22 protein-coding genes are annotated in these 24,399 nt (G+C 62.5%); 6 read left to right on the top strand and 16 right to left on the bottom strand.

Translation table 11 applies throughout. The features are described from left to right. From AC1D0I_RS24715 to AC1D0I_RS24695, 5 genes are all read left to right on the top strand, one after another. Positions 1-789, top strand: a 789-nt coding sequence (locus tag AC1D0I_RS24715) for a type II secretion system F family protein (protein WP_477398390.1), incomplete at its 5' end; no start/stop codon positions are given. A gap of 16 nt (positions 790-805) precedes the next feature. After that, positions 806-1,756 carry a type II secretion system F family protein gene (locus AC1D0I_RS24710; protein ID WP_477398394.1) on the top strand — a complete coding sequence of 317 codons (951 nt, stop codon included), beginning with the start codon at positions 806-808 and terminating at the stop codon, positions 1,754-1,756. 54 nt (positions 1,757-1,810) lie between these two features. Then, the gene (locus AC1D0I_RS24705; RefSeq protein ID WP_477398388.1) at positions 1,811-2,350 is read left to right on the top strand and encodes a tetratricopeptide repeat protein; all 540 of its coding nucleotides are present in this window, start codon (positions 1,811-1,813) and stop codon (positions 2,348-2,350) included. A 1-nt stretch (position 2,351) separates the two neighbouring features. After that, positions 2,352-2,891, top strand: a complete 540-nt coding sequence (locus tag AC1D0I_RS24700) for a prepilin peptidase (protein ID WP_477398386.1) — start codon at positions 2,352-2,354, stop codon at positions 2,889-2,891. Between the two features lie 335 nt (positions 2,892-3,226). After that, the gene (locus AC1D0I_RS24695; protein WP_477398384.1) at positions 3,227-3,535 is read left to right on the top strand and encodes an exopolysaccharide production repressor protein; all 309 of its coding nucleotides are present in this window, start codon (positions 3,227-3,229) and stop codon (positions 3,533-3,535) included. A gap of 119 nt (positions 3,536-3,654) precedes the next feature. Here the strand turns inward: AC1D0I_RS24695 and dhaL (AC1D0I_RS24690) are convergent, their stop codons facing one another. The 8 genes from dhaL (AC1D0I_RS24690) to AC1D0I_RS24655 all read right to left on the bottom strand — a co-directional run bounded on the left by dhaL (AC1D0I_RS24690) (position 3,655) and on the right by AC1D0I_RS24655 (position 12,723). Continuing rightward, positions 3,655-4,308, bottom strand: coding sequence for a dihydroxyacetone kinase subunit DhaL (gene dhaL, locus AC1D0I_RS24690; protein ID WP_477398382.1), 654 nt, complete (start codon positions 4,306-4,308; stop codon positions 3,655-3,657). Positions 4,309-4,367: 59 nt separating this feature from the next. Further along, on the bottom strand, positions 4,368-6,464 hold the full coding sequence (locus tag AC1D0I_RS24685; RefSeq protein WP_477398380.1) for a bifunctional sugar-binding transcriptional regulator/dihydroxyacetone kinase subunit DhaK: 2,097 nt from the start codon (positions 6,462-6,464) through the stop codon (positions 4,368-4,370). A 130-nt stretch (positions 6,465-6,594) separates the two neighbouring features. Then, positions 6,595-7,257 (bottom strand): dihydroxyacetone kinase subunit DhaL, encoded by a 663-nt coding sequence (gene dhaL, locus AC1D0I_RS24680; RefSeq protein ID WP_477303203.1) that lies wholly within the window; start codon positions 7,255-7,257, stop codon positions 6,595-6,597. An 11-nt stretch (positions 7,258-7,268) separates the two neighbouring features. Further along, a complete protein-coding gene (locus tag AC1D0I_RS24675; protein WP_477398378.1) occupies positions 7,269-8,261 on the bottom strand; it encodes a dihydroxyacetone kinase subunit DhaK in 993 nt (330 codons plus the stop codon). Positions 8,262-8,283: 22 nt separating this feature from the next. Next, a complete protein-coding gene (locus tag AC1D0I_RS24670) occupies positions 8,284-9,054 on the bottom strand; it encodes an SDR family oxidoreductase (RefSeq protein ID WP_477398376.1) in 771 nt (256 codons plus the stop codon). A gap of 60 nt (positions 9,055-9,114) precedes the next feature. After that, complete coding sequence (locus AC1D0I_RS24665) at positions 9,115-10,101, bottom strand: substrate-binding domain-containing protein (protein ID WP_457154235.1); 987 nt, start codon at positions 10,099-10,101, stop codon at positions 9,115-9,117. Positions 10,102-10,199: 98 nt separating this feature from the next. Continuing rightward, positions 10,200-11,204, bottom strand: a complete 1,005-nt coding sequence (locus AC1D0I_RS24660; RefSeq protein ID WP_477303208.1) for an ABC transporter permease — start codon at positions 11,202-11,204, stop codon at positions 10,200-10,202. Positions 11,205-11,244: 40 nt separating this feature from the next. Beyond that, entirely contained in the window at positions 11,245-12,723 is a 1,479-nt protein-coding gene (locus AC1D0I_RS24655; protein ID WP_477398374.1) for a sugar ABC transporter ATP-binding protein, read from the bottom strand. 244 nt (positions 12,724-12,967) lie between these two features. Here AC1D0I_RS24655 and derI point away from each other — a divergent pair, with 244 nt between their 5' ends. Continuing rightward, entirely contained in the window at positions 12,968-13,408 is a 441-nt protein-coding gene (gene derI, locus AC1D0I_RS24650) for a D-erythrulose-4-phosphate isomerase (RefSeq protein ID WP_477398392.1), read from the top strand. A 39-nt stretch (positions 13,409-13,447) separates the two neighbouring features. On the opposite strand, the gene AC1D0I_RS24645 is transcribed toward derI, so the two are convergent. The 8 genes from AC1D0I_RS24645 to AC1D0I_RS24610 form a co-directional block, all read right to left on the bottom strand. After that, positions 13,448-14,194 (bottom strand): SDR family NAD(P)-dependent oxidoreductase, encoded by a 747-nt coding sequence (locus AC1D0I_RS24645; protein ID WP_477398372.1) that lies wholly within the window; start codon positions 14,192-14,194, stop codon positions 13,448-13,450. A 202-nt stretch (positions 14,195-14,396) separates the two neighbouring features. Beyond that, the gene (locus AC1D0I_RS24640; protein ID WP_477398370.1) at positions 14,397-15,521 is read right to left on the bottom strand and encodes an NAD(P)/FAD-dependent oxidoreductase; all 1,125 of its coding nucleotides are present in this window, start codon (positions 15,519-15,521) and stop codon (positions 14,397-14,399) included. Next, complete coding sequence (locus AC1D0I_RS24635) at positions 15,487-15,909, bottom strand: hypothetical protein (RefSeq protein WP_477398368.1); 423 nt, start codon at positions 15,907-15,909, stop codon at positions 15,487-15,489. The genes AC1D0I_RS24640 and AC1D0I_RS24635 overlap by 35 nt, the downstream gene beginning before the upstream one ends. Beyond that, a complete protein-coding gene (locus AC1D0I_RS24630; RefSeq protein ID WP_477398366.1) occupies positions 15,906-18,551 on the bottom strand; it encodes a LodA/GoxA family CTQ-dependent oxidase in 2,646 nt (881 codons plus the stop codon). Before AC1D0I_RS24630 ends, AC1D0I_RS24635 begins: the two co-directional genes overlap by 4 nt. Before the next feature lie 42 nt (positions 18,552-18,593). Continuing rightward, a complete protein-coding gene (locus tag AC1D0I_RS24625; RefSeq protein WP_477398364.1) occupies positions 18,594-20,591 on the bottom strand; it encodes a tyrosinase family protein in 1,998 nt (665 codons plus the stop codon). Then, entirely contained in the window at positions 20,578-22,683 is a 2,106-nt protein-coding gene (locus AC1D0I_RS24620) for a multicopper oxidase family protein (RefSeq protein WP_477398362.1), read from the bottom strand. Before AC1D0I_RS24620 ends, AC1D0I_RS24625 begins: the two co-directional genes overlap by 14 nt. A gap of 225 nt (positions 22,684-22,908) precedes the next feature. Next, positions 22,909-23,646 carry a hypothetical protein gene (locus tag AC1D0I_RS24615; RefSeq protein WP_477398360.1) on the bottom strand — a complete coding sequence of 246 codons (738 nt, stop codon included), beginning with the start codon at positions 23,644-23,646 and terminating at the stop codon, positions 22,909-22,911. A gap of 55 nt (positions 23,647-23,701) precedes the next feature. Continuing rightward, positions 23,702-24,397, bottom strand: coding sequence for a hypothetical protein (locus AC1D0I_RS24610; protein ID WP_477225510.1), 696 nt, complete (start codon positions 24,395-24,397; stop codon positions 23,702-23,704). Positions 24,398-24,399: the final 2 nt, after the last annotated feature.

Below are 24,399 nucleotides of genomic sequence, written 5' to 3'. Positions count from 1 at the left end.
CGCGAGCGGGGGCTGTCGGAATCGGGGGACTTTCTTTTTGGGCTGGTCGCACTGAACAGGCTCTATACGCAATCCGGCATCACGGGAAACCCACTGACATTCGCCGGTATATTCATCTGTGCCGGGTTTGCATTGGCGCTGCTGCTGTCGTTCGTCTTCCACATGTCGGCAATAGTGGCATTCATTGTATTCATGATTGTCGGGTTTGCGTTGCCCCTATTCATGCTTCGCCGCGCGCGCAGAAAACGAATCTTGAAGTTCGCGACGCAACTGCCGAATGCTCTCGACATGATCGTGCGCTCGCTGCGCGCCGGACATCCGGCCTCGGTGGCCATTGGCCTTGTGGCGCGCGAGATGCCTGATCCCCTGGGAACGGAATTCGGCATCGTTTCCGACGAGATCACCTTTGGTCTGAGCATTGAGCAGGCCGTGCGAAAACTGTCTCAGCGGGTCGGGTTCGAGGGCCTTCACCTGCTTTCGATATCGCTATCCATTCAGTCCAAGACCGGCGGCAATCTTACCGAAATCCTGGCCAATCTGTCCTCGGTTCTGCGTGAGCGCCAGAAGTTGCGAATGAAGATCAGAGCGCTTTCGTCCGAGGGGCGGGTCTCGGCCTGGATCATCTCGCTGTTTCCAATCGTGATGTTCTTGATCCTTCAGGTCCTTGCCCCGTCCTATTATGGCAAGATATGGCACGACCCGATGATTTTGCCCGTGTTTGTGGGCTTCGGCGCATGGGCTCTGTTGGGCGACTACATCATGTATAGAATGGTCAACTTCGATTTTTGAGGAGCGTGCGATCAACCTGTTTTCCAACACCAACGACCTGAGCTTTCTGGTCTCCGTCGCTGTTTTCGTGGCCGCGGTGGCGCTTTTCCTGTTTGGCGCGCTTGTCTTCTTGCCGGCCCTGCAGACGCGAAAGCTCATTGCGAAAAGCCTCATGGGCGAAGGTGCGGTTGATCCTCGCTCGCTCGCGGGTCAGGAACAGTTGGTCAAGATCGCGGCGCAACGGCCGGTCGACGCATACTTTCGAACGATGGAGAAGGAGCGCCAGGAGCCGAGTGCGCTTGAAGCAAAGCTCTTCCGCGCCGGCTTCTACCAAGCGAGTGCCCCATTGATCTATACGCTGTCGCGACTCGGCGTGGTCTGTTTCGGATTCTTGGTTGCCTACGCACTTCTGCCACGCGTGTTGCCACCGCATCTGCCCGGGTTCGTAGGCCTTGCCGGCTCAGCCCTGCTAGGATTGGCGTGCATAGTGATTCCGGCCATTCTGCTCGATCGCTTCGAGAATGCCCAGAAGGAAACCTACCGCCGTGGGTTCCCGGATTTCATGGACATGATGATCACCTGCGCCGACGCCGGCATGAGCCTGGAGGCAGCAGTCGAGCGAGTTGGCTCGGAGTTGGCTGGCACCCATAAATGGTTGGGCATCCAGCTTGCGATCATGAATCTCCAACTGCGGGCGGGAAAGCCCTTGCGCGAGGCGCTGCGTGAACTCGCGGACCGCATTGGGCTTGAAGAAGCAAGGTCTCTAGCCGTACTGTTCCGGCAATCGGAAGAACTGGGCACCAGCCTGACGGACGCGCTGCGCGTCTACAGCGAAGAGATGCGAGGCCAGAGGATTCTGACCGCGGAGGAAAAAGCCAACTCACTGCCCGTGAAAATGATGATTCCGTTGGGGCTGTGCATCTTTCCGGTCGTGCTGATGGTCATCATGCTGCCGGTCATCATCCGGATGAAGGGCCTTTTCTTCTAGTTACGTGTATGCTTTGGTCCTAATGTGAGTCGGGGGACGCTCGAGGGGAACTGTATGAAACGGGTTATCGCTGTCGCAGCCTGCCTGTTGACGGTCGTCCTTGCCGGTTGCCAGACGGACCCCACCGACGGTGTGGTCCGCACCAACGAGCCGTCGAAGGGTGATGTGACGTCTTTCGGCGATGCTTTCGACGGGCTGAAGACGGTCGCCGATGTCGAATATCACGCCTCGGACCAGGCCGTGGCCGAAGCCAAGAACCAGTTCCGCGCGGAAAACTATGGCAATGCTGGCGCCTTGTTCTTCAAGGCGACGCAACTGTCCCCCAATGACGGCAACGCGTGGATGGGGTTGGCTGCCTGCAGCGACCGGATCCACCGCTTCGATCTCGCCGACCGGGCCTATGCCCGAGCCCTCAAGCTGGTTGGCCCGACGGCGGAATATTACAACAATGTCGGCTATTCCTACCTGCTGCGCGGCAAGCTGCAGAATGCACGCAGCAATTTCCTCAAGGCCTACGAACTGGCGCCCAAAGATCCGACTGTCGCCAACAATCTGAAGCTGCTGTCATCCAGCGTGCAGAATATCGAGCGCTAGCATGCTGCTGGTCGAATCGCTGCTGCTGAAAGCACTCGCGATCCCGCTGCTGGCAAGGATTGCCTGGATCGACTTCACCACCCAGAAGATCGCCAACCGCGACGTGCTGCTGCTGCTCTGCCTGGGGGCGGGGAGCCTGCTGCTGCTGTCGCTCCAATCCGGATCGTGGTTTGAGATGGGGCTGAGCGCCATGGCCGGGCTTGTGTTGTTCGTCGCGCTGCTCCCGTTCTGGGTGCTACGCAAGATCGGCGCCGGTGACGTCAAGTTAATGGCTGTCGTGCCTTTCCTGATCGGTGGACGCGATTTCATTGTGTTTTCAGTGCTGCTCCTGGTTCTCTCCCTCGCCACCGCGGCGATTGTGAAAAGACCCTTCATGCTGCCTGAGGGCGCTTTTCGGCTCATTATCCAGCATTTGGACCGCAAGGGCGTGGTGCCATTCGGAGTGCCGATCTCGATAGCCGCGATCTGTACGATAGCGTTCCTGATCTACAAAAGTTTGGTGCTGGCGACCAGCACTGGAATTCTGAATCAGCTTAACTGAACCTCGAGTTTAGATAGCCAGAAAAATGGCCGTATACCTCTATATTAGCTTGTGCTAACGTATAGAGGTCGCAGCCCAAAACACCCCAAACGACCCCCCGGTGCTGCGATTACCGAGCGCCGGCAAATATGCGCTCACCAGACTCTCCAGTTTGCCGGCGCTCGGTCCCCTCGGGGTGACGACGCGGGCGTTGCAGCAACGCTTTGCGCCGCGTGGGTTTCGTTTGCAATTTGGACAGACAAAAATCCAACATAGCGAGCCGCCAAGGCATATTAGTTCATGCTTGCATTGATGTCCAAAAACTGGAACTGTTCGTGCGGGGTAGAAATCATGCGATGGGGCGAAAGACAACCGGGTTGATTCTTCCCGGAATCTTTCGAGGGCGAATGTATTTTCCACAGTTTCTGGTGGGAGCAACGGCGGCGTTGGCCGTCATCTTTGGCTGGATCTACAGCGTCACGGGCTCGTTTTGGGTCTCGTTGGCGTGGACAGTCATCAGCGCCGTCGTGCTGCAGGTGGGGTATTTCGCCTGCCTGCTCGTCATGATTTTCCGCCGCGTCGATGAAGCGACCGATGCCGATCGAGCGGTTCAGAAGAAGCCCGACGGAGCGTCTCCCGCCAAACACGACGGTATCTCGTTCTAGAGCAATTCCCTCAGGGAAAGCGCCGCGCGCTTTTCCCGGGAAAACCGTTTCACACCTTCCTGGAATAACTCCAACCCAGTCATGGGTTGTCGTGGCAAAGCCGGGCGGCACAATCGCGATTACTTCGCGCTGTCTTCACCAAAGCTGTCTTTCATCGCGCGCAGGATAATGACGGCCGAGGCCGCTCCCGGGTCCATGTGCCCAAGGGATCGCTCTCCCAGCCGCGCCGCCCTTCCGCGGGCAGCGACCATGGATCGTGTCGAATTTGCGCCGGCTTCCGCGGCCTCCAGGATGCTGCTCCACATTTCCCGGCTTCCGGCAGCGCGGGCACGTGCACCGACGGCTGCTTCCGTTGCTGGGATCCAGGCATCCAGCATCGTCTTGTCGCCGCGCTGCCCTTTGCCGCGCTCCTTGATGCCGGTCGTCATGGCCTCGACGATCGCCGCCTGGTCGGCAGTCGAGAGGCGTTCATCTTGCTTGAGGGCCTGTGCTGCTCTTCGGAACGCCGTCGCATAGAGCGGCCCCGTGGAGGCGCCGACCGCATCGAGAAAGGCCGATGCGGCAGAGGTGAAAACGTCCGACGCGGGCATGTGGTCGAGGTCGAGCTTGGCCAACTCGGCGTTCACCGCCATGAAGCCGAGCGACATGGTGATGCCATGGTCGGCATCGCCGATGGCGCCATCCAGATCCGAGAGGTGGTCCTTCCCCGCCTCGATCGCAATGGAGATGCGATAAAACATCCTGCTCAGGCGTCGCGCCGCATTGTCCGACATCGTGTTCCTCCCAGTTCAAGCAGGATGCGACCCATCGTCGATCGGCGCATACTCGTATCTCAGCCGACCCGCAGGACGGCCGTATCGCAAGGATGATGCAACAGGTCCGTCAACTCGTTGTCGAGGTGCAAGACCGTTATCGACGCACCGACCATGTCGAGCGATGTGCAATAATGCCCCACCCAGTTCGCCTCTATGGTGATGTCCTTGGCGCTCAATCGCTGCGCGACGCGCCTGAACAGGATGTAAAGCTCCATCAGCGGCGTGGCGCCGAATGAATTGATCAGCACCGCGACACGGTCGCCCGCGGCCGGCCTCATCTCCGAAAAGATGCGGTCCATGATCCGGTCCGTGATCGCGTCGGCGCTCATCATCCTTTCGCGGATGACGCCGGGCTCGCCATGGATGCCCATGCCGATCTCGATGTCGTCGGGGCCGATTTCGAAATTGTGGCGACGGGTCTGCGGCATGGAGCAGGGCTCCAGCGCAACGCCCATGGTGAAAGTCTGTGCGTTGGCCTTGCGCGTCACGGCCTCGCAGGCGTCGAGCGACAAGCCGCGGTCGCAGGCAGCGCCAGCGATCTTGAACATGAAGAAGTTCCCGGCAACGCCGCGGCGGCCCTCCCTGTCCTCGATCGGCGACGAGGCGATGTCGTCGGTCGTCACCACCGTGCGGACCTCGATGTTGTTTTCCGCCGCGATCTCGGCCGCCATTTCGAAGTTCATCACGTCGCCGGCATAGTTGCCGTAGACGAACAGCACGCCTTGCCCGCCCGATGCGGCATTGGCGCACTGGAAGATCGTGCCGGGAGGCGGCGACGAAAAGATGTTGCCGACGGCCACGGCATCGGCGAGCCCCTTGCCGACATAGCCGAGAAAGCAGGGCTCGTGCCCCGTGCCGCCGCCGATCACCAGCCCGACTTTCCCGGGCCTCGGCCCCGTGCGGGCAACGAGAGCACGATGCGAACCCTTGATCGGCTCAATATAGGCGGCGTGGGCCCTCACCACGCCGTCAAGCATCTCCTCCACGACATCGTTGGGGTCGTTGAGGAACTTCTTGATATGGGTGCGGAAGTTGCTGGGCAAAGCCACGGCGTTGTCGAGCCTTGGGCGCTGCGAGAGCTTCTGGTCGAGCTCCGTCACGCCGTCGGCATTGAGGATGCCACGGCCGGTGGCGGCGTCGGTGATGAGCACGTTGACGTAGCCGCCCCGCAGCGCGGCAAGGATTGCCGGCACCTTGTCGAAACCGCCGGCGACCGCAATGCGCAGGCCGATGGCCTTCAGCCTGTCGAGCGATATTCCGATCGTACGGTCGTCGAGCGGGCCGGCCACCGGATTGCCCTGTCCGTCGATGAAGCGGCCGGCGACGACACCCACGGCATCCTTGGCGAGGTATTGTTGAAGGGGGACCGATTCGAAGAAGCCGCTGGTGTGGATCGTTGAATTCGGGCGCAGGGAAGAGATGCCGAAAAGCGCCTTGTTGGCTTTGGCAAGCGCCTCGAACTGGCTTTCGATCAGCGTCTCGCGCAACAGCATGTCGCGAACCTCGGCCGTCGAAACGACCGCTGGCGCGGTGATGTTGATCAGCTTCCCATCCACAGCGCCGGCAATGGCGGCCGCGCACAGTTCCGGCGTATAGGCAAAACTCGCACGAGTGCCTCCGGTCGCCTGAACGACGGTGACGTCCTGGAGGCCAGGCACGGAGGCCTGCTCCCCGATTGCCAACACAGTTCGTCCCCAGGCAACGGCAAGCGTGTCACCGGATTTCAAAAGCTTGGCAAGCGCCTGCGCCGCAGCCCCGCCAAGACGATCGATCAGTGGACGCGCATTGTCGTCGCTTGGCACGACCAGGCAGTCATGCAACCCGAAGTGACGCTTGAGTTCCTGCGCGATCGAGAGCGAACTCAGCCGTGACGGCTCGAGCGAAATGTTGACGATCCCGCGGGCGCGGGCATCGGCCAAATAGCTGTTCACCGTCGCCCGCGAAATGCCCATGATGTCGGCGATATCGCCTTGCGTCATGCGATCTTCGTAGTAGAGCCAGCAGGCCCAGACGTAGGGGTCGTCACCGTAGCGCAGCGGGATGGGTTCGGTGCCGGCCTCGGCCCCCGTCCGCACCGTCCCGTTCTTCCGCGCCGATGATGCCTTGACGGTCATGCTGCCTGGTTTCCCCGAATCCATAATCGGTCGCCAAGATGGGCGCAAACGGGCGAACTCTCAATCTTGCTCCGCTCCCGGCTGGAAGATCAGCCGGGAGCCATTGCTCGGGAGGAGCATTCTTCAAAATTCAACGCACCGCTGTCGCGGACAGCTGCAGTTTCTGCTTGGCGCCTAGCGCCAGGGCTTTCAGGATCAACGCGCAGGATGTGGCGCCGGCGTCGAGGACGCCGAGCGAGCGCTCACCCAGGCGGCTGGCGCGGCCGATCTTGGCCACAAGGTCCTTCGTGCCGTCGCGGCCTTTTTCGGCTGCGGCAACCAGGGCATCCAGCGCGTCCGGAAATGGCTTCCCGTCGGCGTTGGCGCTGTCGAAGGCGTCGATGGCCGGGACGAGCGTGTCGAGAAGCGTCTTGTCGCCAACCTTGGCCGACCCGATGGCCTGGATGCCGTCGAGACCATTGGTGAGCATGGTGCTGAAAGTCTTCGCATCGATTGACGATGAGTGTTCGATCGTCTCGGCGAATTGCGTGAACATGACGCCATAGAGCGGACCCATGGAACCACCGATCTCGGTCATCAGCACGGTGCCCAGCGTATCGAAGGCGGTGGCCAGCGACATGTCGTTGCCCCTGATCCTCTCCGCGGCCATGCCGAAGCCCTTGGCCATGTTGACGCCGTGGTCGCCGTCACCGATCTTGCCGTCGATCTCGCTCAGATAGGCCCGGTTTTCGATGATACGGTCCGCCACCGAAAGAACGATGTCGCCAGCGGAAGCGTTTTCAAAATGTTGCATTCGCCTGTCTCCTAGAACCTTGCGGGACAATCGACATCGACATCCAGCAGCCTTTTCAGTTCGGCGTCGAGCGCCATGACCGTGAGTGTGGCGCCGACCATTTCCAGCGACGTGAAATAGTTGCCGATATAGGTCTTGTGGATGCTCAGCCCGCGTCCGGTGATCTCCTGTTCGATCGTGTCGTTGAGGATGTAGAGTTCGTTGACCGGGGTTGCGCCGAGGCCGGACACCAGCACCGCAACTTCCGTTCCGGCTGCAAGGTCATGATCATCGAGGACGATCTTGACCATCTCCCGCGCTATCTCGGCGGCGGGCTTCAGCGGTTCGACCCGGACACCCGGTTCACCGTGATGACCGATGCCAACTTCCATCGTGCCCGGTTCGATCGAGAAGTTGGGGTGACCCACGGCGGGCAGCGTGCAAGGGCCAAGACCAACGCCAATCGAGCGGCAGTTGTCGATCGCCGTTTGCGCCGTCGCCCGCACCTCCGCGAGACCAGCGCCTTCCGCGGCCCTGGCGCCGGCGCATTTCCACATGAAGATCTCGCCGGCAACGCCTCGGCGCTTGTCGCGCTCATCCGGCCCTGCCGAGCACACATCGTCGTTGGCAACGACGGTTGCGATGTCGATGCCTTCCTTGGCCGCGAGTTTGATGGCCATCTTCACATTCATGTTGTCGCCGGCGTAGTTGCCATAGAGGCAGACGACACCCTTGCCGCCATCTGCCTCCCGCGCGGCGTCGAGGAAGCTCTTTGCCGTCGGTGACGAAAACAGCTCGCCGACCGCAACCGCATCCAGCATGTTGCGTCCCGTATAGCCGATGAAGGCAGGCTCGTGGCCGGAGCCACCCCCGGTGATCACGCCGACCTTGCCGCAGACCGGCGCATGACGGGCGACGATGACACGGGGATTGCCGCCAAGCCTGATGATATCGGCATGCGCCTTGACGAAGCCCTTGACCGTATCCTCGACGACCTCGTCGGGATTGTTGATAAACCGCTGCATTGTTGCTCCAATCCTGCGCCGCTCAGATTATGGTGTAGCCGCCGTCGACCAGAAGGTCGGCGCCGTTGATCATGTCGGCGGCGTTCGATGCCAGGAACACCGCTGCGGCGGCTATTTCCTCCGGGAAGGCAAAGCGGCCGGTCGGGATGCGCTGCTTCAGCGCCTCGCCGCGGGGCCCGTCCCACGCCTTTCGGCCAAGGTCGGTCAGCACCACTGTCGGCGAAATCGTATTGACCGTAATGCCATGCTTGCCCCATTCGGCGGCAAGCGTCTTGGACAGGCCGATGACACCGAATTTCGAGGCACAGTAGGCGACGTGCTGGTCGATCGCGACGGTGCCGGCCTGCGAAGCCATGTTGATGATCTTGCCGCCGTTGCCGGCTTTGATCAGGACGCGTCCGGCGGCCTGGGAGACGAGGAACGTTCCCTTGAGATTGATGGCGATGGTCTTGTCCCAGGCATCGAGGCTGAGCTCCTCGGCCGGAGCAAGGATGGCGACGCCGGCGCTGTTGACGACGATGTCGATATGGCCGAAAGCCGCTTCCGCCGCAGCAAACACGGCCTCCACGGATTTCGGATCGGACACATCGCAGACGAAGAACTTGGCACCGTTGCCGAGTTCATCGGCCTTCGATCTCGCAACCGATTCATTGATGTCGATCACTCCGACTGCGGCACCCTTCGAGGCAAATGCCGATGCAATGGCGCTGCCGATGCCGGAGGCGCCGCCGGTGATCAGGGCGACTTTGCCGCCAAGTGAAAAATTGAGATCGACCTGTATTGAATCAGTCATGGTTCTCTTCCCGGCCTGTTGGAAAGTGGGGTGTGCAAGAGGGCACACCCCACGGCTGAATTACTTGCGTGTCGCAAGAAGCTTGTCGACGTTTTCCGCCGTCACCGGCGTCCACGGCACATTGTAGATCTTCTCCTTGCCGTCCTTCCACGGCATGTCCTTGTAGGTTGCCCAAATGTCGGACTGGGGTTTGTAGTCACCCTTCTTGGCATTGAAGATGGCGAGATCGAGCGCCCCTTGTGCCTGGGCACGTGCGTCCTGAAGGATCGACGTCATCTCGCCGTTCTTGACGGCGTGGAGCGCGTCGGTGATGCCGTCGATGCCGGCAATGGCAAAGCTCTTCGTATCAAGGCCGGCGGCCTTGATCGCCTCGATGGCGCCGAGGGCCATTTCGTCGTTTTGGCCAATCACGCCATTGATCTGCTTGGGGTGGGCGGTGAGCCAGTTTTCCATCAGCGTCTGGGCTTCAGCGCGCGACCAGTTCGCCGTCTGATCTTCGAGGATCTTGACATCCGGGCACTCGGCAAGCGCCTTCTTGTTGCCTTCGAGGCGAGAAATCTGCGCCGACTGACCGACCGGCCCCTCGAGAATGACGACGTTGCCCTTGCAGCCAATCTTGTCGAGCACGGTCTTGGCTTCCATGTAGCCCGAGATCGTGTCGTCGGACCCGACATAGGAGGCCAGGAGATCGGAATTGACGCGGGTGTTGGAGCCGACAACCGGGATGCCGGCATCGGCGGCCGACTGCACGGCGGCCGCGCCTGCATCGACGTCAATCGGTGCGAAGATGATCGCATTGTACTTCTGCGTGACCATTGTCTTGAACTGGTCCTGCTGCACCAGGGCATCATAGCGGCCGTCGAAAACCGTCAGTTCGACTTCACCGCTCTTGACGGCAGGGTGCTCCTGAAGCGCTGCTGCCCAAATTTGCATGAACTCCGCATTCAACCCGTAAGGTGCTGCGCCGATCTTGATCTTCTCCTGCGCCATGGCCGACGAGGCCAGCAGCGCGGTCGCGGACGCGAGCGCTATCATCAATGTTTTCATTTCGTACCTCCACTTTAAGTGAGCGACCGACATGGTTCGCCTATCAACGGACACGCGGTGTGCAGGTCCGATCCCGGAGGGGCTTTGGGTCCGATGCTCTAAGCCCCGTAGTTTCTCTTCTGATCAAGCATCACGGCGCCAACGATCAGGGCGCCCTTGAGAACTTGCTGGTAGTAGGATTGGATACCCATCAGATCGAGGCCGTTGTTCATGACGCCGATGATCAGCGCGCCAATCAGCGTGCCTGTCACCCGGCCCACCCCTCCTGAAAGACTGGTTCCCCCGATCACCACCGCGGCGATCGCGTCCAGCTCATAGGCAATACCGGCCTGGGGCAGTGCGGAGCCGGTGCGGGCGCTGAGCAGCATTCCGGCGAGGCCGGCAAGACCGCCGGAGACGACATAGACGACGAACTGTATGCGGGTAATGTTGATGCCAGAGGTCCTGGCAGCGTGGGGATTGCCGCCGACTGCATAGATGTAGCGGCCGAAACGGGTCCGGTTGAGGATCCACCAGGAGACGGCAAACACGACAGCCAGAATGACGACCGGGGCCGGTATGCCAAGGATGTCGCCTGTGCCAATCCAGCGAAACGCCGGCGTCAGCGCGGGAACAGGCCGGCCTCCGCCATAGATGAGGGTCAGTCCGCGTGCGGCCGACAGCATGCCCAGCGTTGCCACGAAGGCCGGCACCGAAAAGCGCGACACGATCGCACCAGATACGGCGCCGCAGGCAACGCCGACCAAAAGACCGATGCCGAGGCCGAAGACGACTGGATAGGGTGAACCGGAAATCCCGGCGGTCGCGGACGTGGTCACGAAACTGGCGCTAATGAGACCGGCAAGCGCGACCACGGAGCCGACCGAGAGGTCGATGCCGCGGGTCAGGATGACGAAGGTCATGCCGATGGCGAGGACACCATTGATCGACGTCTGCAGCAGCACGTTCGAGATGTTGCCGGCTGTCAAAAAGAACTCGTTGGAGATCGACAGAACCGCAACCAGGATCAGGAAGGCAAAGAAGATGCCGTATTCCTGAATCAGCAGCCGGCGCTGCTCCGAACCGAGCCAGCTTTTTGCGTTCTCGTTGTTTCCAACCGACATCATTGACTCCTCTGCCACCGGACGAACACCCTGTCCCTGCTCAGGTTGATAGGTGGACGAGTGATTGGGCATCCGTTTCCTCCCGTCTGTAGATCCCGGCGCTCTTGCCGGCGCGCATCACCATGATGCGGTCCGACATGCCGAGAACTTCGTCGATTTCCGACGAGATCATCACGACCGTGCCGCCGGCGGCGGCGAAGTCACTGATGATCCGATAGATCTCACGCTTGGCCCCGACATCGACGCCGCGGGTCGGTTCGTCCAAAAGCAGGACCTTCGGGTTGCGAAGGAACCATTTTGCCAGCACCACCTTCTGCTGGTTGCCGCCTGAAAGGCCGGAAACCGGCATCGTGTCGCGCGCCGCCTTGATCTGGAATTTTTCCCGCATGTCGCGGCTTGCTTGCGCCTCCCGCGGCCGATCCATGCTGAAGGCGGGGCTCATTTCCGGCAGGCTCGCCATGCAGATGTTGGCGCGCACGGAATCGGAGAGATTGAGGCCGGTCAGCTTGCGGTCTTCGGTGACCAGCGCCAGCCCGTGCGCCATGGCATCGGACGACTTGGAAATAGTGACCTCGGCACCGTCGAGCTTGATGCTTCCTGCCGAAGGCTTGTCGAGCCCGAAGAGGCAGTTGAAGATCTCGGTCCGTCCGGCCCCCATCAGGCCGTAAATGCCGAAGATCTCACCCTTTCGTGCGGTGAAAGAGATATCCTCGATCTTTTTCGGGCACGTGAGCGCGGTAACCTCGAGAACGGTTTCCAAGGTGGGCGTGTTGGTCTTGATGTATTCCTCGGACAGTTCGCGGCCGACGATCATGCGGATCAGGTTGTGCCGATCGATGTCTGCAAGCGCCCCGCTGCCGACATAGGCGCCGTCACGGAAGACCGTGTAGGAATCGGCGATCTGGAAGATCTCCGACAGCCGGTGAGAAACGTAGACGATACCGCGGCCCTGGGCCTGCAGGCGGCGGATCGCGGCAAAGAGGTGCTGCGCCTCCCGCTCGCCGATCGCCGATGTCGGCTCATCCATGAAGATGACCTCGGCGTCGTGGCTGAGCGCCTTGGCGATCTCGACGAGTTGCATCTGCGCGACCGAGAGGTTCATCATGTATTGTGTGGCTCGAATATCGAATTCGAGATCGTCCAGCAGCTTTTGCGCCGACCTGTTCATCGCGCGGAAATCGATGCCTCCGAACCGCGCGGAAGGCTCGCGACCGAGGTAGATGTTCTCGGCAACCGTCATGTGAGGGACAGGGCTGAGTTCCTGTTCGATAATAGCGATGCCCGAGGCCAATGCGTCGGCCGGGCTTGCGAACTCCACATCCTTGCCGCGACGGCGGATTGAGCCGGCATCGCGCTTGAAGATACCCATCAGTATCTTGAGGAAGGTCGACTTGCCGGCGCCATTGCCGCCGCAGAGCGCGTGAACCGTGCCGGCGCGAAGTTGAAAGCGGCCCTCGCGCAAGGCTGCGACGCCACCAAAGGACTTCTTCAGCCCTTCCACCTCGAGCAAAAATTCCACGTCGGCTCTCCTCCCAAGGGCACTCGACACCCCCTCCTTGGCGCGAGCTGATCGACACGAATGATCTCTGTTCTTGGCGTCGATTTTTACAATAGTCGATTAGCGCTCGACAAATGTCAAGCTGCGGGCGAAACTATGAATGCCAACCGTTGGCCGCGGATGGAATGCACCCGCTGACGCCCAGGACCCAGGCGCCAGACGGCGCATCCGCGGCACAACTCAGAATCTGAAAGGAAGTGAGCCCATGAAGATCGCTATCGGCGCCGACAGTGCGGGAAAGCCGCTTCTGGATGTGATTGCGGCGCATCTGGCCGGAAAGACCGGCATAACGCTAACGGATTTCAGTCAGCCGGGCTTTTACGCCGACATAGCGCAGACGGTTGCTCGAAAGGTGCTTGAAGGTGAATTCGACCGCGGTTTGCTGTTTTGTGGAACCGGCATCGGTGTTTCGATTTCCGCCAACAAGGTGCCGGGCATACGCGCCGCACTGACCCACGATACCTACTCGGCCGAACGGGCCGCCAAGTCCAACAATGCTCAGATCATCACGATGGGCGCGCGTGTGATTGGCCCGGAACTGGCGAAGGCGATTGTCGACAAGTATCTGGCGTCCGACTTCGATCCCACCGGGCCTTCGGCCGAAAACGTCAGGGCGGTCGATCGTCTTGATGAGATCAAGCGCTAGAGAAACGAAGGGCCGCGCGCGAATTCTCGTGGTTTGGGATCAGTAGGTGGCGCGGCCGCCGGAGAGATCGAATACCGACGCGGTGGTGAAGCTGTTCTCCTTCGAGACCAGCCAGGCGACCATGTTTGCCGCCTCGTCGACTTCGAGGAACCGCGCGCGCGGGATCTTGGCCAGCATGTAGTCGATATGTTCCTGTTTCAACTGGTCGAAGATCGGCGTGCGCGCCGCAGCCGGCGTGATGCAGTTGACCGCTATGTCATAGCCAGCAAGCTCCTTGCCCAGTGACTTGGTCAGCCCGATGACGCCTGCCTTGGACGCCGAGTAGGCCGAAGCGTTGGGGTTGCCTTCCTTGCCTGCGATCGAGGCGATGTTGACAATGCGGCCGTAGTTGCGCGCCTTCATGGCAGGCACGACAGCGCGGTTGACATGAAAGGTTCCGTTGAGATTGATATCGATGACGCGCCGCCAGGCATCGAGCGGGTACTCTTCGAGCGTGTGATTTGGCCCGGCTATCCCCGCCGAATTGACCAGGATCGAGACGGCCCCGCTCTCGTTTTCGGTGCGGGCGTGCGCCGCAAGCACCGCCTCGGCATCGGTGATGTCGACCAGGACGCCCTTGGCTGCGTCCCCGAGGCCGGCAACGGCCACCTCCAGCCCTGCCTTGTTCATGTCCCACAGGCTCACCCTTGCGCCGGATGCGACCATCCGCCTGGCAAAGGCCAGGCCCAGCCCTTGCGCTCCGCCGGTAACGACGGCGACCTGTCCTTCAAGATCGATTTTGTTCATTCCGTTCAATCCCTGGCGATCGATATGCAGCCACACGACGGCATGCCCGGTTTCGGCATGGAAATCGCCGATCGGGCACTGCTGAAATCCCTCGTCTAACGTGGCGGCCTGACGCTTGTTTTGTTCGGGCGGGCAGTATCGACATCTTCAGGCAGCCGAGCCCGACGTCAATGGTGTAGGCGAGGGCAGTTCCGTAAATGTGCTACGTATTGTGATACAAATCTGCCGCGCGCTCTTCGGGTTGAGGCCGACGCCGCTGCCAGAAGGCAGTGTCCCACCGCGCGGCGGCGGCATAATGCACGCCGAGCGCCGAGGCGTAGTCGGCAAAGCCCTGCGAGGCGATCATCGCGTAGCGCGTGCGTGCGAGGTCGTCGCGTCCGTCGACCATATCCGACGCGGCATAGGCGGCAAGGATCCCCGAGCGCAGCGCATGCACGATCCCGCGCGACGACAGCGGATCGGCGGCGAACAGGCAGTCGCCCGCCGCCACCCAGCGCTCACCCGCGGCCGGATCGACGGTGGCCGTTCCCGCCGATTTCACCAGCATTGCGGTTTCACGCGCGCCAGGAGGCAGCAGCGGTGCGATCAGCCGTGTTGCCGCCAGTGCGCGGTACCAGGATTCCGGGTCGCGCAGGCCGCTGCCCAGGTCAGGATCGGTCAGGCACGCCACCACCCGGCGTCCGCCGGGCAAGTCGGCGCTATACCACCAGCCCTCCGGGCGCGCCTCGATGACCATGCGGCAATCGCCCGGCGCGTGATCGAAGAAGCGGGCGTATGCGGCGAGGTGACCATGCACCCGAAGCTTCGCGCCGAAGGATCGCGCCAGCCTCCAGCTGCGGCCGGTCGCCCAGATCACGGCGCCGGCGATAATGTCCCCATCGGCGAGCTTGAGCCGCCAGCCCTGGCCCTCACGCGCCGCCGAACGCACGTCGCACCCAAGTCGCACTTGCGCGCCTGCCGCCGCTGCCGCCTGCACCAGAAGCCGATCGAACCGTGCCCGGTCGAGTTGCCAGCCGGCGCCGTGGGCGGAGAATATGCTGTGACGCTCGTCGAGCGCCTCGCCGGCCCATGCCGAAACGACCGCGCGGTTCTCCACGAAAGCCGCGGCAAGGAACGGCGTCCAAACGCCGAGCTGGCGCAGCAGCCCCTGTGCTACCGCCGCCAACATCTCACCCGGTTTTATCAGCTCGTGCCGCCCCGCTTCGAACAGCACCACGCGCCGTCCGGGCGCGTGGCGGCGCAGCATCAGCGCTGCCGCGGCACCCGCCGGCCCGCCGCCGATGACGACGAAGTCAGCCTGCTCGCACGGCATAGAAGGACGCCACAACCCCTGCCGGGTTCGTGCTGCCGCCATCGCCCGAATGTGGGATCGTGCGCACCACCGAGCCGACGATCGCGGGCACTTCCAGCCGGTCGGTGCTGTCGGGCCAAACCGGTACAAGCCAGCCGATATAGTCGTAGATCCACTGCTCGCCGCCGACCACGCCCTTGCCCTGGAAGCGGACCTGCATCGGCGAACCGTAACCGAAGCTGCCGCGCAGATCGAGCGACCATCCCGGCCCGCCGATCGTTCCCGAAAGTTCGGTCACGGAAACCTCCGCAATGGCCAGCGTGCCTTCGCCGAACAAAAGGTCGTTCGCCGCCTTGCTGAGATCGGGGTCGTTGTTGAAGCTGCGATAGGCCCAGTTGCCGACAAACGGATTGGTCACGGTCATTCTCCCGAATCTTCGACGCAGATGTATTTGATTCCGGGCGAGGGCTGATCGAGCCCACCCGCAGGATTGCGGACGATGAAGCCGAGCTTGGACCATTCGGTCACCATCTTGAGGTCGCCGGCAAGCGTCTGCGGAATGCCGCGCGCCCAGTTGCGGAACTGGAAGTCCTTGCCGACGGGATAATAGGCCTGCATCGGCCGATGCGCCGGCCACCATAAGGTCTCCCACACGCGCCGCTCGCGCTCCATCAGCGTGTTGCCGACACTGTCGGGATAAAGGACGTTCCATTCCTCGTAGGTGACGTCGATCGTCTGGGTGGAGCATTCGTTGAAATCGGCCTGCCATGGCAGCCCGCTGAGCTTGGTCAGGTCGCCGGGCTGCAATCCCACATCGAGGTCGCTGCCTTGCGACAGCGGGTCGGAGGCATAGGCGATATAGCCTTCCTCGCTGACGCCCGCTCCCCATCGGTTGGCGTTCTCCTGCGCCGCGGTCAGCGCAAAGCTGTACCATTCCGGGTCTGCTTTGATCCGGTAGGGCTCGCGCCAGATCGCCGGGTTGCGGATGATCCACGTGACCTCACCGCCTGGGCAGAAGGCGCCGCCTAGTCCGTTCGACAGCACACCCTGGTCGAGACCGCGTCCGCCCGGCACGTTCCAGTCCTTGTAGGGCTGCCAGGGATCGATCGCGGGGGCGAAGCCTGCATCCACCTCGTCAATGAAGATGCCCGCCGCCCATTGCCGCAGCAGGAACAGTTGCGTGTCGGTCAGCCGCAGGAACTTGCTCACCGTCTTGTTGGTGATCGGATTGTCGCCGGCAAGCAGCGGCATCAGCGGCAGATGATAGGTCCGCGTCGCCGGATTGGCGTCGAGCCGGAACAGGTTCTCCTCGCCTGGCTTGCGCAGCAGGTCGAACAGATACTGCCGCGCGGAACGGCCGGGATCGGTCGTGGCATCCTTGGCCGCGGCAGCGAGCGCGCGCTCGAGCAACTGGCCGGAACGGTATTCGAACGCCAACCGGCGGAGCGCAGCCTCGATCGGCTCGTCCGGATCGGTGGTTCGGTCTGGTTCGCCGGGCTCCTGCCGCGACGAGGCCCGGGCGAGCGTCAGCATCCGTTTGCGCGGCGGCGCGGCGGCCGCGGCGATGCGCTCGATCACGCCGGTGATCTCAGCATCGAAGGCGCTGCGCGCCTCTGCATAGGCCGGCTCGGCCACGGTGTCGTTGTCGGCGAAGGTTTTTTGCCAGCGCGCGGCATAGCTGCGCGGCGTCTCACCATCGTCGGGCGGGCAGACCGCCGCTGTGAAAGTCGCCRCTGCCGCCCTCAGCGTGGCGGCGGCATCGCCAACCACGGCATCTCTAGCCGCGCCCGGCGCCTGCGTTGCATCGAGTAGCATCAGGCTCGGTTCCACCGCTGCCTCGAGCAGCCGTCCGCCGACATGGTCGTCCTTCGCGCGGCCTTCCTTTTGCGCCAGCGCACGCGGTGCGATGCGTGGCGGGATGCACAGGCGATAGGGATCGAACGTGCCCCGGCTCGACTGGTTGTGCGGGAAGTTCGATTGCTGGAGGATGTTGGTGAAATAGGAGAATTCGTCGGCGCGGAAAATGATCGGCCAGATGTCGCGCCAGAACCAGGGGCGATAGGCCGGGTTCCACTCAACCGGTCCTGCCTGCCAGTGCAGCAAGGCCGCCGTGTCGGTCGGATCGATCTTCTGCGGCGCGTCAAACGTTCCCGCGGTGCCGTACATGTCGGTGCGATAGGCAAATTCCCGGATAGACATGTCCTCGACCACGTCCTCCAGCGTGATCATGTCGAGCACTTCCGGCGCATAGCGCGGATACCCGACCAGCACCCAGGCGGGATACTCGACATCGATGTAGCGCAGCGCCTGGACGCGCTCCTCCATCATCACCAGCCGCGCCATCACCGGCCCGTCCGAGATGTCGTCGAACCAGCCGTCGCTGTTGGCGTAGGTCTCGATGCGCGGATGGCCAAACCCGCTGAGGAACGAGCCGCTGTTGCCGTGTCCGCCAAGCAGCAGCAGCCGCCCGCTGTCGTCGGTCATCATTTCGCCAAGCGTGTCGATGTCGTTTGGCACCATCCCGGTCGGCGGGAAGGTGACGGCATAGGCGGGGTTGGTGTCCCGCCCGAAGCTCGCCTTGCGCCGCGCGGTGCAGTCGACGGCTTGCGGGCCGGCGTCGATGATCAGATTCTGCCGTTCGACTGGATCGGTGATGCCGGCGTTGCGCAGCGGCGCGTCGGCGGCATAGCCGGCCTCGCCGCGCAGCCCGTCGAAGGTGAACCATGCCGCCTTCTTGTTGGCGAGCTGAACGCGCCATTGGATATCGACCAGCTTGCCGCGGTTGCCGCCACCCTCGACATGGTCGCCGATCTTCAGCGGACTGCCCTGCGGGTTGGCCGCGTCATAGGCGAAGATCTGGAAACGCGCGGCCTGGCGCTTGATGCGGCCCTTGCTGTCCTTGAAGTGTTTGATCGGCGCATCGCCTTTCGCGGCATTGCCGTTGGCGTCGCATTCGATCGGCAACTGCGCCGGCTTTTCCGGCGAGATGCAGAAACCCTCGGGGCTGTCGCCGAGCCGCGCGATGCCGACGGCCGGGTGGATGCGATAGACTGTTGGGTCGGCCATTTGATTTCCCCTCGGTGCCTGCGCCGGCCGTGTCTTATGTTTTCAATCGAGAAAGTTGAGCGAGACCCCGTCGAGTCGCAACAACTCGCGGTCCTCCTCATAGGAGGCGCCGATCACGACCAGGCTTACTGTCAGGCTGGTGGCGCCGGCCGCGATCAGCCGGCGTGCGGCGCGCGTCACATCGATGCGGTGGTTGCGCGGCGTGTTCATGCTGCGCTCGCGCAGATCGAACTTGCGGTTCTCCGCTGGTGGAATTTCGCAATGCCCGGGCCCGCCAAAACATTCGCCGTGGCCGAAGATCGCCGCGTAACCGGCATAACCCGGCAGGTTGAGCGGCGTGCTGGCGTCGGCATCCGGTGTGTTGAGGAACACGCGGATGAAGCAGGAGCGCGGCAATTGCGGCACGCGGTGCAGCCGCACTTCCGCCGAACGGAAGGTCTTGGTCGCTTCGGGCACCGCGATCGGCGCCGAGACGAAGCGTCCGACCGGACTGGTCAGCCCGACCGGCACGAGGCATCCGCCACGAACATATTCATAGCCGAAGCGGTTCATATCGAGCGTATCGCGCACCGCGTAGCTCCACGGCGTCAGCGCGGAATCGAGATCGGCGGGCAGGCCGTCGGGATGGTCCTGCTGCCAGCGCCACCAGAGCCGGTCGATATTGGCGTGCACCGGCCAGAAGATCGGGTCGTAGGACGCGGTCAGGTTCGAGAACATGTCGCCGAACTGCGGCTCGGAGTAGAGGTCGTCGCGCTGGTGGAACTTGCGCCCGGCAACGCGCACCGCGCTGTTGCGATCGGCGGGCGCGCTGGTCTTGAACGCCGGGTTCATGCCCCCGGTCCAGATGTGCATGGTGTTGTGCGGATTCTGGTCCAGGAAGCCGAAGCTGTCGACATAGAGGCTGCCACCGCCGAAGTCGCGGAAGGTGCGCAGGCTGAGGATCTCGTCGATGTCCTCCTGTGCCGGATAATGGTAGTGGATGACGGTGTTGATCGTGCCTTTGCCGAACTGGCTGGAATAGCGCAGCGGATACCATAGCGAATTGGCCTCGAGCAGCGCGTCGATCAGCCGTTTGCGGTTTTCCCCTTCCACATAGTCCTTGCCGCAGGCGCCGCTGACCGCGTCATAGGCCTGCGTCGGATTGGCCCACAGCTTGCCCACCAGGGTGCCGATCTTGGCCGGGAAACCGTGATCGCGCAGGAAGCGCACCGAGGCCTCCGTGAGGAAACCCTTGAACGCATCGGGGAGGATTGCGCCGTTGGCCGGATCCTCAGGCTTGTAGCGCTCAGCCGGGAAATCCCACCACGGCATGGTCACGTCGGGGCAGAAATCCTGCAAAGCCTGTTCGAATTCATAGAGATACACGCGATGCCACGGCAGGAAACGTTCCCAGCCATGCTGACAATGGTTCTGGTGGATCAAGGCCAGATTGTTGTAGCTGCGCTTGTCGCCGACCCATTTGTTGAGCTTGTAGAGTTCACGAAAGGCATAGCGCAGCCGCTCCTTTTGCGCGTCGTCCAGCACATCGACGTCCATGCGCTGCCGCAACTCGCCCTTGGCGTAGCGCCATGCCGCCGGATCGGACGCCGCGCTGAAGACGGGGCCGGCAATCCCCTTGACCTCGACGCGCGCCTCGGTCGCCACGCTCACCTCGCTGGCGAGTGCGATCGAACCGATCAACGCGCCGGGGCAGCCCTCTTCGATCCACGTCTCGATCCGGTCTATGTCGTCATTGGAGACCGGCTTGCCGCCCCAGGGCAGGCGGGGGAACTGCTTGCCGTCGAACGGCGGCAGTCCGCGCAAGCCTCGGATCAGCGCCGAGCGCGCGCCGCGCCCCTCGGCGTCGCTGGTGCCGCAACAGGAGGTCGAGAGCGGCGCGATCAGCGGCATCCCGTGCAGCTGCAGTGCCATGAAATCCGGCAGCGTCAGTCCCGTCAGGCTGCCGGGTCCCCCGGTGCCGCCGGCCGTGGCGAGGATCGCCTCCACATCGCTCCAGGTGAACGGCGCGGCGGGCATTGGCTGCGCCTTATTTGTGGCCATCGTGGCCATCCATCTGCATCTGCATCGCGCCGCTCTGGGTGATGTCGCCCACCTGATCAGGCAGCACCACGGCAACGTTCTGCATCATGCCCTGGTCCTCATGATCGAGGATGTGGCAGTGCAGCACGTACTCGCCGATGTAGCGCTCGTAACGGGTGCGGACCTTGATCGTGTAGATGCCCGAGAAGCCGGCCGGCAGGGATTGCGGGATCAGGCTCTTGATCCACAGCGTATCCTTCCACACACCCTTTAGCCCGGCATACTGCGGATCGTAGGGCTCACCGCCGGCATCGTCTATCGCGCCCGGCGCGCTGACGTCCTTGCCGTTGGGATCGATGATCGAGACGATCTGGAACGGATTGACGTGGATGTGGAACGGATGGCTGACGAAGTGTGACTGCAGCGTCCATTCCTGCGCCTTGCCCAGCGGCAGCGAGCGGTCGATGCGGGTCGGGTCGTAGGGCTTGACGTCGGCCGTGTTGAGCGTGTTGCCGACCTCGAACTTGGTGTTCGGCCCCGTCGTGTCGATGAAGAAGGTCAGCTCCTGCGTGCCGTTGCCCTTCACCTCGTCGTCGGTGACGTCGGGATGCGGCGTGAAGCTGGTGAATTTCATTCCGGCCTTGAGATCGGCCACCACCGTCGCTTTGACGTTCGCCGGCATGTTGGCCTCGGCCAGGGCAACCAGCTTGCGGTTGACATAGGTTTCCACATTGTCGACCGGCGTTCCCGGCGCGACGTCGACCAGTGCGAGCAGTTGCGGTCCGACATCGAACCCGTTGACCACGCCCGATTTGGGCGCCGAGGAGTCGATCACGCAATAGCGTCCGGCTTCTGGAAAGACGACCAGCGCGTCAAAGCGATAGCCGGGCTGGAAGGTTGCAAGCTTGGTCGGCTGCGCCGCCGCCATCGTCAGCCCGTCGGCCGCGACCAGCGTATAGGGCACCGGCGTGGTGCTGCACGTATCCTTGATGAACGCTGCGTTCGTGTCGGCATTGAGCAGCGTTTTCACCCCGGGCTTGAGCCTACCGTCAAGCACCTTGAAGAATTGCAGGCTGATCGTATCGCGCACGCCGGCATGGACCATGCGCCAGCGCTCGATCTGGCCCTGCGTTGCCTTCAGGGCGTCGTTGGGATTGAACACCTTGCCATTGAGCGAGGTATAGCGCCCCGATGCCGGCCAGGTGCCCGGCCCGAACTGGTCATAGCCCTCGATGCCGCCGACATCGCCGGGATCACAGAAATAGTGGCCGTTGATGTCCTGCTTGATCGGGCCGAGCTCTCCAGGTTTCGCCGCCGGCGCGCGGCAGGCATACTGGATCTGCTGCATCACCAGCACCCGCTCGGGGATCGCCGAGGTCGGGATCAGCGTATCGATGTCGCCATGGGTTGTCGGGGTCGGGAAGCGGTTGCCGCGGATGATCAGCGCACCGGCCATGCCGCTCGACACCTGCAGCGCCGTCGAGCCGTGGCGATGGGTGTGATACCAGAACGTGCCGGAAGGATGGTCCGATGGGATGTTGTATTCGTAGGTGAACTGCGTCTGCGGGTTGATCGACAGCAGCACGTTGTCGCTGTTGCCCGACGGGCTTACCCACAGCCCGTGAGTATGCAGATTGGTGCCGTTGAAGCAGTGGGGGATGTCGGGCATCTGGCCGCCGGGCATGCAGCCGGGGTCGCCGGGCTGCGGCCCTGCCGGCAACTGATTGTCGAGGGTGACGCGCACCGTGTCGCCCGGAACGGCCTCGATCGTCGGCGAGACATAAGGAGCCTTGGGATCGACGCCCTTGCCGGTGTAGCCGCGCAAATGGACCTTGTCGTAGCCGCCCGTGGACGGGTTGTAGATCTGGTTGTCGATATACTCGATCTTGAGATTGAGCAGGCGGTCGCCACGCACCGGCAGCGTGTTCCCGGGCAGTGGCGCAGCAGGTGCGAGCTCCGTCAGGGCAGGCTTGGCGATCGGCGCGCGGTCATCTTGCAGCACAGGTGGATTGAGGATCTCGGCCGCCGCGGGCAGCACCGCGATTGGTACCAGGCTGCTGCCGAAAAAGCCCAAGAGAAATCGCGCACGCGCCATCGATCCACCAAGCGACATGGGGCCTCCCTCATACTGGCTGTAGACTTCGATCCGAAAGCATAGTGCGCCCGATCCGGAAATCTGTCTAGCTTGCAAAGCCATAAAATCTAAAATTTACTTCCAACAAAACTGTGATGGCGCACTTAAGAACTTGCTTATACGACCAACAATCAGTTCATTTCAAAATTGCTCTATTTTTAATCAGTTTAGGTGCCGATCGGCGGCGGACCATGACCGCGAGGATCACAGCGTCTGCAATGTCACCGTGGGGGCGGCAGTCACCACCTTGGGGACGCCGCTCAGGACGGAGCCGCTGCCAAAATAGGCCACGAACAGCACCGAGGTTCCCCAGTTGAACTCGAAACTGTAGCTGTTGCCGCCGGCCGTCGCGTAGTAACCGGCCGGGGCCGGTGTCGGGTGGCCGGGCCCGGTATCGCCGTACTGCGAATTTAGCGCGATCGCATAGGCATTGTTGCCTTTGGTGTCCTGCGGGCCGCCGATGAAAGCGAACAGGCAAAGACCGGCCGAATTCGCCTGGAAGCCCAGCTGCATGTACTGCGGCAGCGTGACCGCTTTCAGCGTGGTGTCGACAGCGACCGGGACGGCGTCGCCGGTGGTCGGCAAAGGCGTTGGCGCCGCGCCGCCCATGCCCGGCCCATAGGCCGCGATCCAGATTGGCGTGTTGGTGTTCACGCTGACATTGGTGATGTTCAGATTGTTGGCCTGCCAATTGTTGATCAGGATGGTGGGCTGCAAGGCCAGCCCCGGCGCCAGCAGGAATTGCGGCTGGGTGCTGCCGCTGGTCAGCGCCAGCTTGCCGGCATTGTTCATCTCGGAAGCATTCTGGAAAGCCAGGATCATCGACCCGTTGGGGGTCTGCGGCATCGCCACGCTGTCGCGCACGGCAAGCTCCACCGGGGAGCCATCCCAATTGTCCGTCGCCAGGGATTGACCCAAAATGTTGAAGTCCGAAGGTGGCATGGCTTCCGTTTCTGAGAGCAGCCAAGATGGCGGAAAGGCGGACCGGTGCGGAGGTCTACAGGGATTGCAGCAGGGTCGTCACCGGCGTTGCGGTCTGCGGCGAGAGATTGACCACGTAGACTATCGCCGCCCCCCAACTGAAGGACATCGTGTATCTGTTGCCGGCCGCCGTGGCGTAAAATCCGTCCGGCGGAGTGTTCCCGGTCGGCGGTCCGGTGTCGCCGCTCGGGGCGTTGAGCGCAATCACATAGGCATTGTTGCCCGACTGGTCAGGCGGTCCACCGACCACCGCGACCACCTGCTGATTGCTGGTGCTTGAGCTGAATTCAAGCTGCATCCAGTTCGGTGTCGTTATCCCTTGCACCGCCTGGCGCATCGCCAGCTGGACAGGTGTGCCGCTCACGAGCTGGCCTGGCTGCATGCCGGGAATGCCGGGGCCGAAGGCCTGTACGAAGATGGGGGTCGCGGCATTGAGGCTGGTGTTGGTGAGTGTCAGGTTGTTGGCCTGCCAGTTCGCCGTCAGCACGCTGATCATCCGCGCCAGGGCCGGGACCCGAACGTTCGTTGGTGCGCTGCTGCCAGAGGTGAAGGTAAGCCTGCCCTCGTTGTTCTGCTGTGACTGGTTGAAGTAGCCGACGATGAGGGAGCCGTTGGGCGTCTGCGGCATGGTCACGCTGCCACGGACCGCCAGTGTCTGCGGCATGCCGTTCCAGGTCGCGTTGACGGTGCCCGCTGCGATAAAGTCGTGCATGT

The organism is Mesorhizobium sp. P2_D1, assembly GCF_056404455.1.
The sequence above is the reverse complement of the archived record's forward strand: the minus strand, read 5'-3'. Positions and strand labels throughout refer to the sequence as shown.

What these genes read in the sequence shown, in the direction of transcription:
- AC1D0I_RS24705 (WP_477398388.1), top strand. Translation starts at nt 1,811, where the DNA reads ATGAAACGGGTTATCGCTGTCGCAGCCTGCCTGTTGACGGTCGTCCTT.
- AC1D0I_RS24700 (WP_477398386.1), top strand. Translation starts at nt 2,352, where the DNA reads ATGCTGCTGGTCGAATCGCTGCTGCTGAAAGCACTCGCGATCCCGCTG.
- AC1D0I_RS24695 (WP_477398384.1), top strand. Translation starts at nt 3,227, where the DNA reads ATGGGGCGAAAGACAACCGGGTTGATTCTTCCCGGAATCTTTCGAGGG.
- dhaL (WP_477398382.1), bottom strand. Translation starts at nt 4,308, where the DNA reads ATGTCGGACAATGCGGCGCGACGCCTGAGCAGGATGTTTTATCGCATC.
- AC1D0I_RS24685 (WP_477398380.1), bottom strand. Translation starts at nt 6,464, where the DNA reads ATGACCGTCAAGGCATCATCGGCGCGGAAGAACGGGACGGTGCGGACG.
- dhaL (WP_477303203.1), bottom strand. Translation starts at nt 7,257, where the DNA reads ATGCAACATTTTGAAAACGCTTCCGCTGGCGACATCGTTCTTTCGGTG.
- AC1D0I_RS24675 (WP_477398378.1), bottom strand. Translation starts at nt 8,261, where the DNA reads ATGCAGCGGTTTATCAACAATCCCGACGAGGTCGTCGAGGATACGGTC.
- AC1D0I_RS24670 (WP_477398376.1), bottom strand. Translation starts at nt 9,054, where the DNA reads ATGACTGATTCAATACAGGTCGATCTCAATTTTTCACTTGGCGGCAAA.
- AC1D0I_RS24665 (WP_457154235.1), bottom strand. Translation starts at nt 10,101, where the DNA reads ATGAAAACATTGATGATAGCGCTCGCGTCCGCGACCGCGCTGCTGGCC.
- AC1D0I_RS24660 (WP_477303208.1), bottom strand. Translation starts at nt 11,204, where the DNA reads ATGTCGGTTGGAAACAACGAGAACGCAAAAAGCTGGCTCGGTTCGGAG.
- derI (WP_477398392.1), top strand. Translation starts at nt 12,968, where the DNA reads ATGAAGATCGCTATCGGCGCCGACAGTGCGGGAAAGCCGCTTCTGGAT.
- AC1D0I_RS24645 (WP_477398372.1), bottom strand. Translation starts at nt 14,194, where the DNA reads ATGAACAAAATCGATCTTGAAGGACAGGTCGCCGTCGTTACCGGCGGA.
- AC1D0I_RS24635 (WP_477398368.1), bottom strand. Translation starts at nt 15,909, where the DNA reads ATGACCGTGACCAATCCGTTTGTCGGCAACTGGGCCTATCGCAGCTTC.
- AC1D0I_RS24625 (WP_477398364.1), bottom strand. Translation starts at nt 20,591, where the DNA reads ATGGCCACAAATAAGGCGCAGCCAATGCCCGCCGCGCCGTTCACCTGG.
- AC1D0I_RS24620 (WP_477398362.1), bottom strand. Translation starts at nt 22,683, where the DNA reads ATGTCGCTTGGTGGATCGATGGCGCGTGCGCGATTTCTCTTGGGCTTT.
- AC1D0I_RS24615 (WP_477398360.1), bottom strand. Translation starts at nt 23,646, where the DNA reads ATGCCACCTTCGGACTTCAACATTTTGGGTCAATCCCTGGCGACGGAC.
- AC1D0I_RS24610 (WP_477225510.1), bottom strand. Translation starts at nt 24,397, where the DNA reads ATGCACGACTTTATCGCAGCGGGCACCGTCAACGCGACCTGGAACGGC.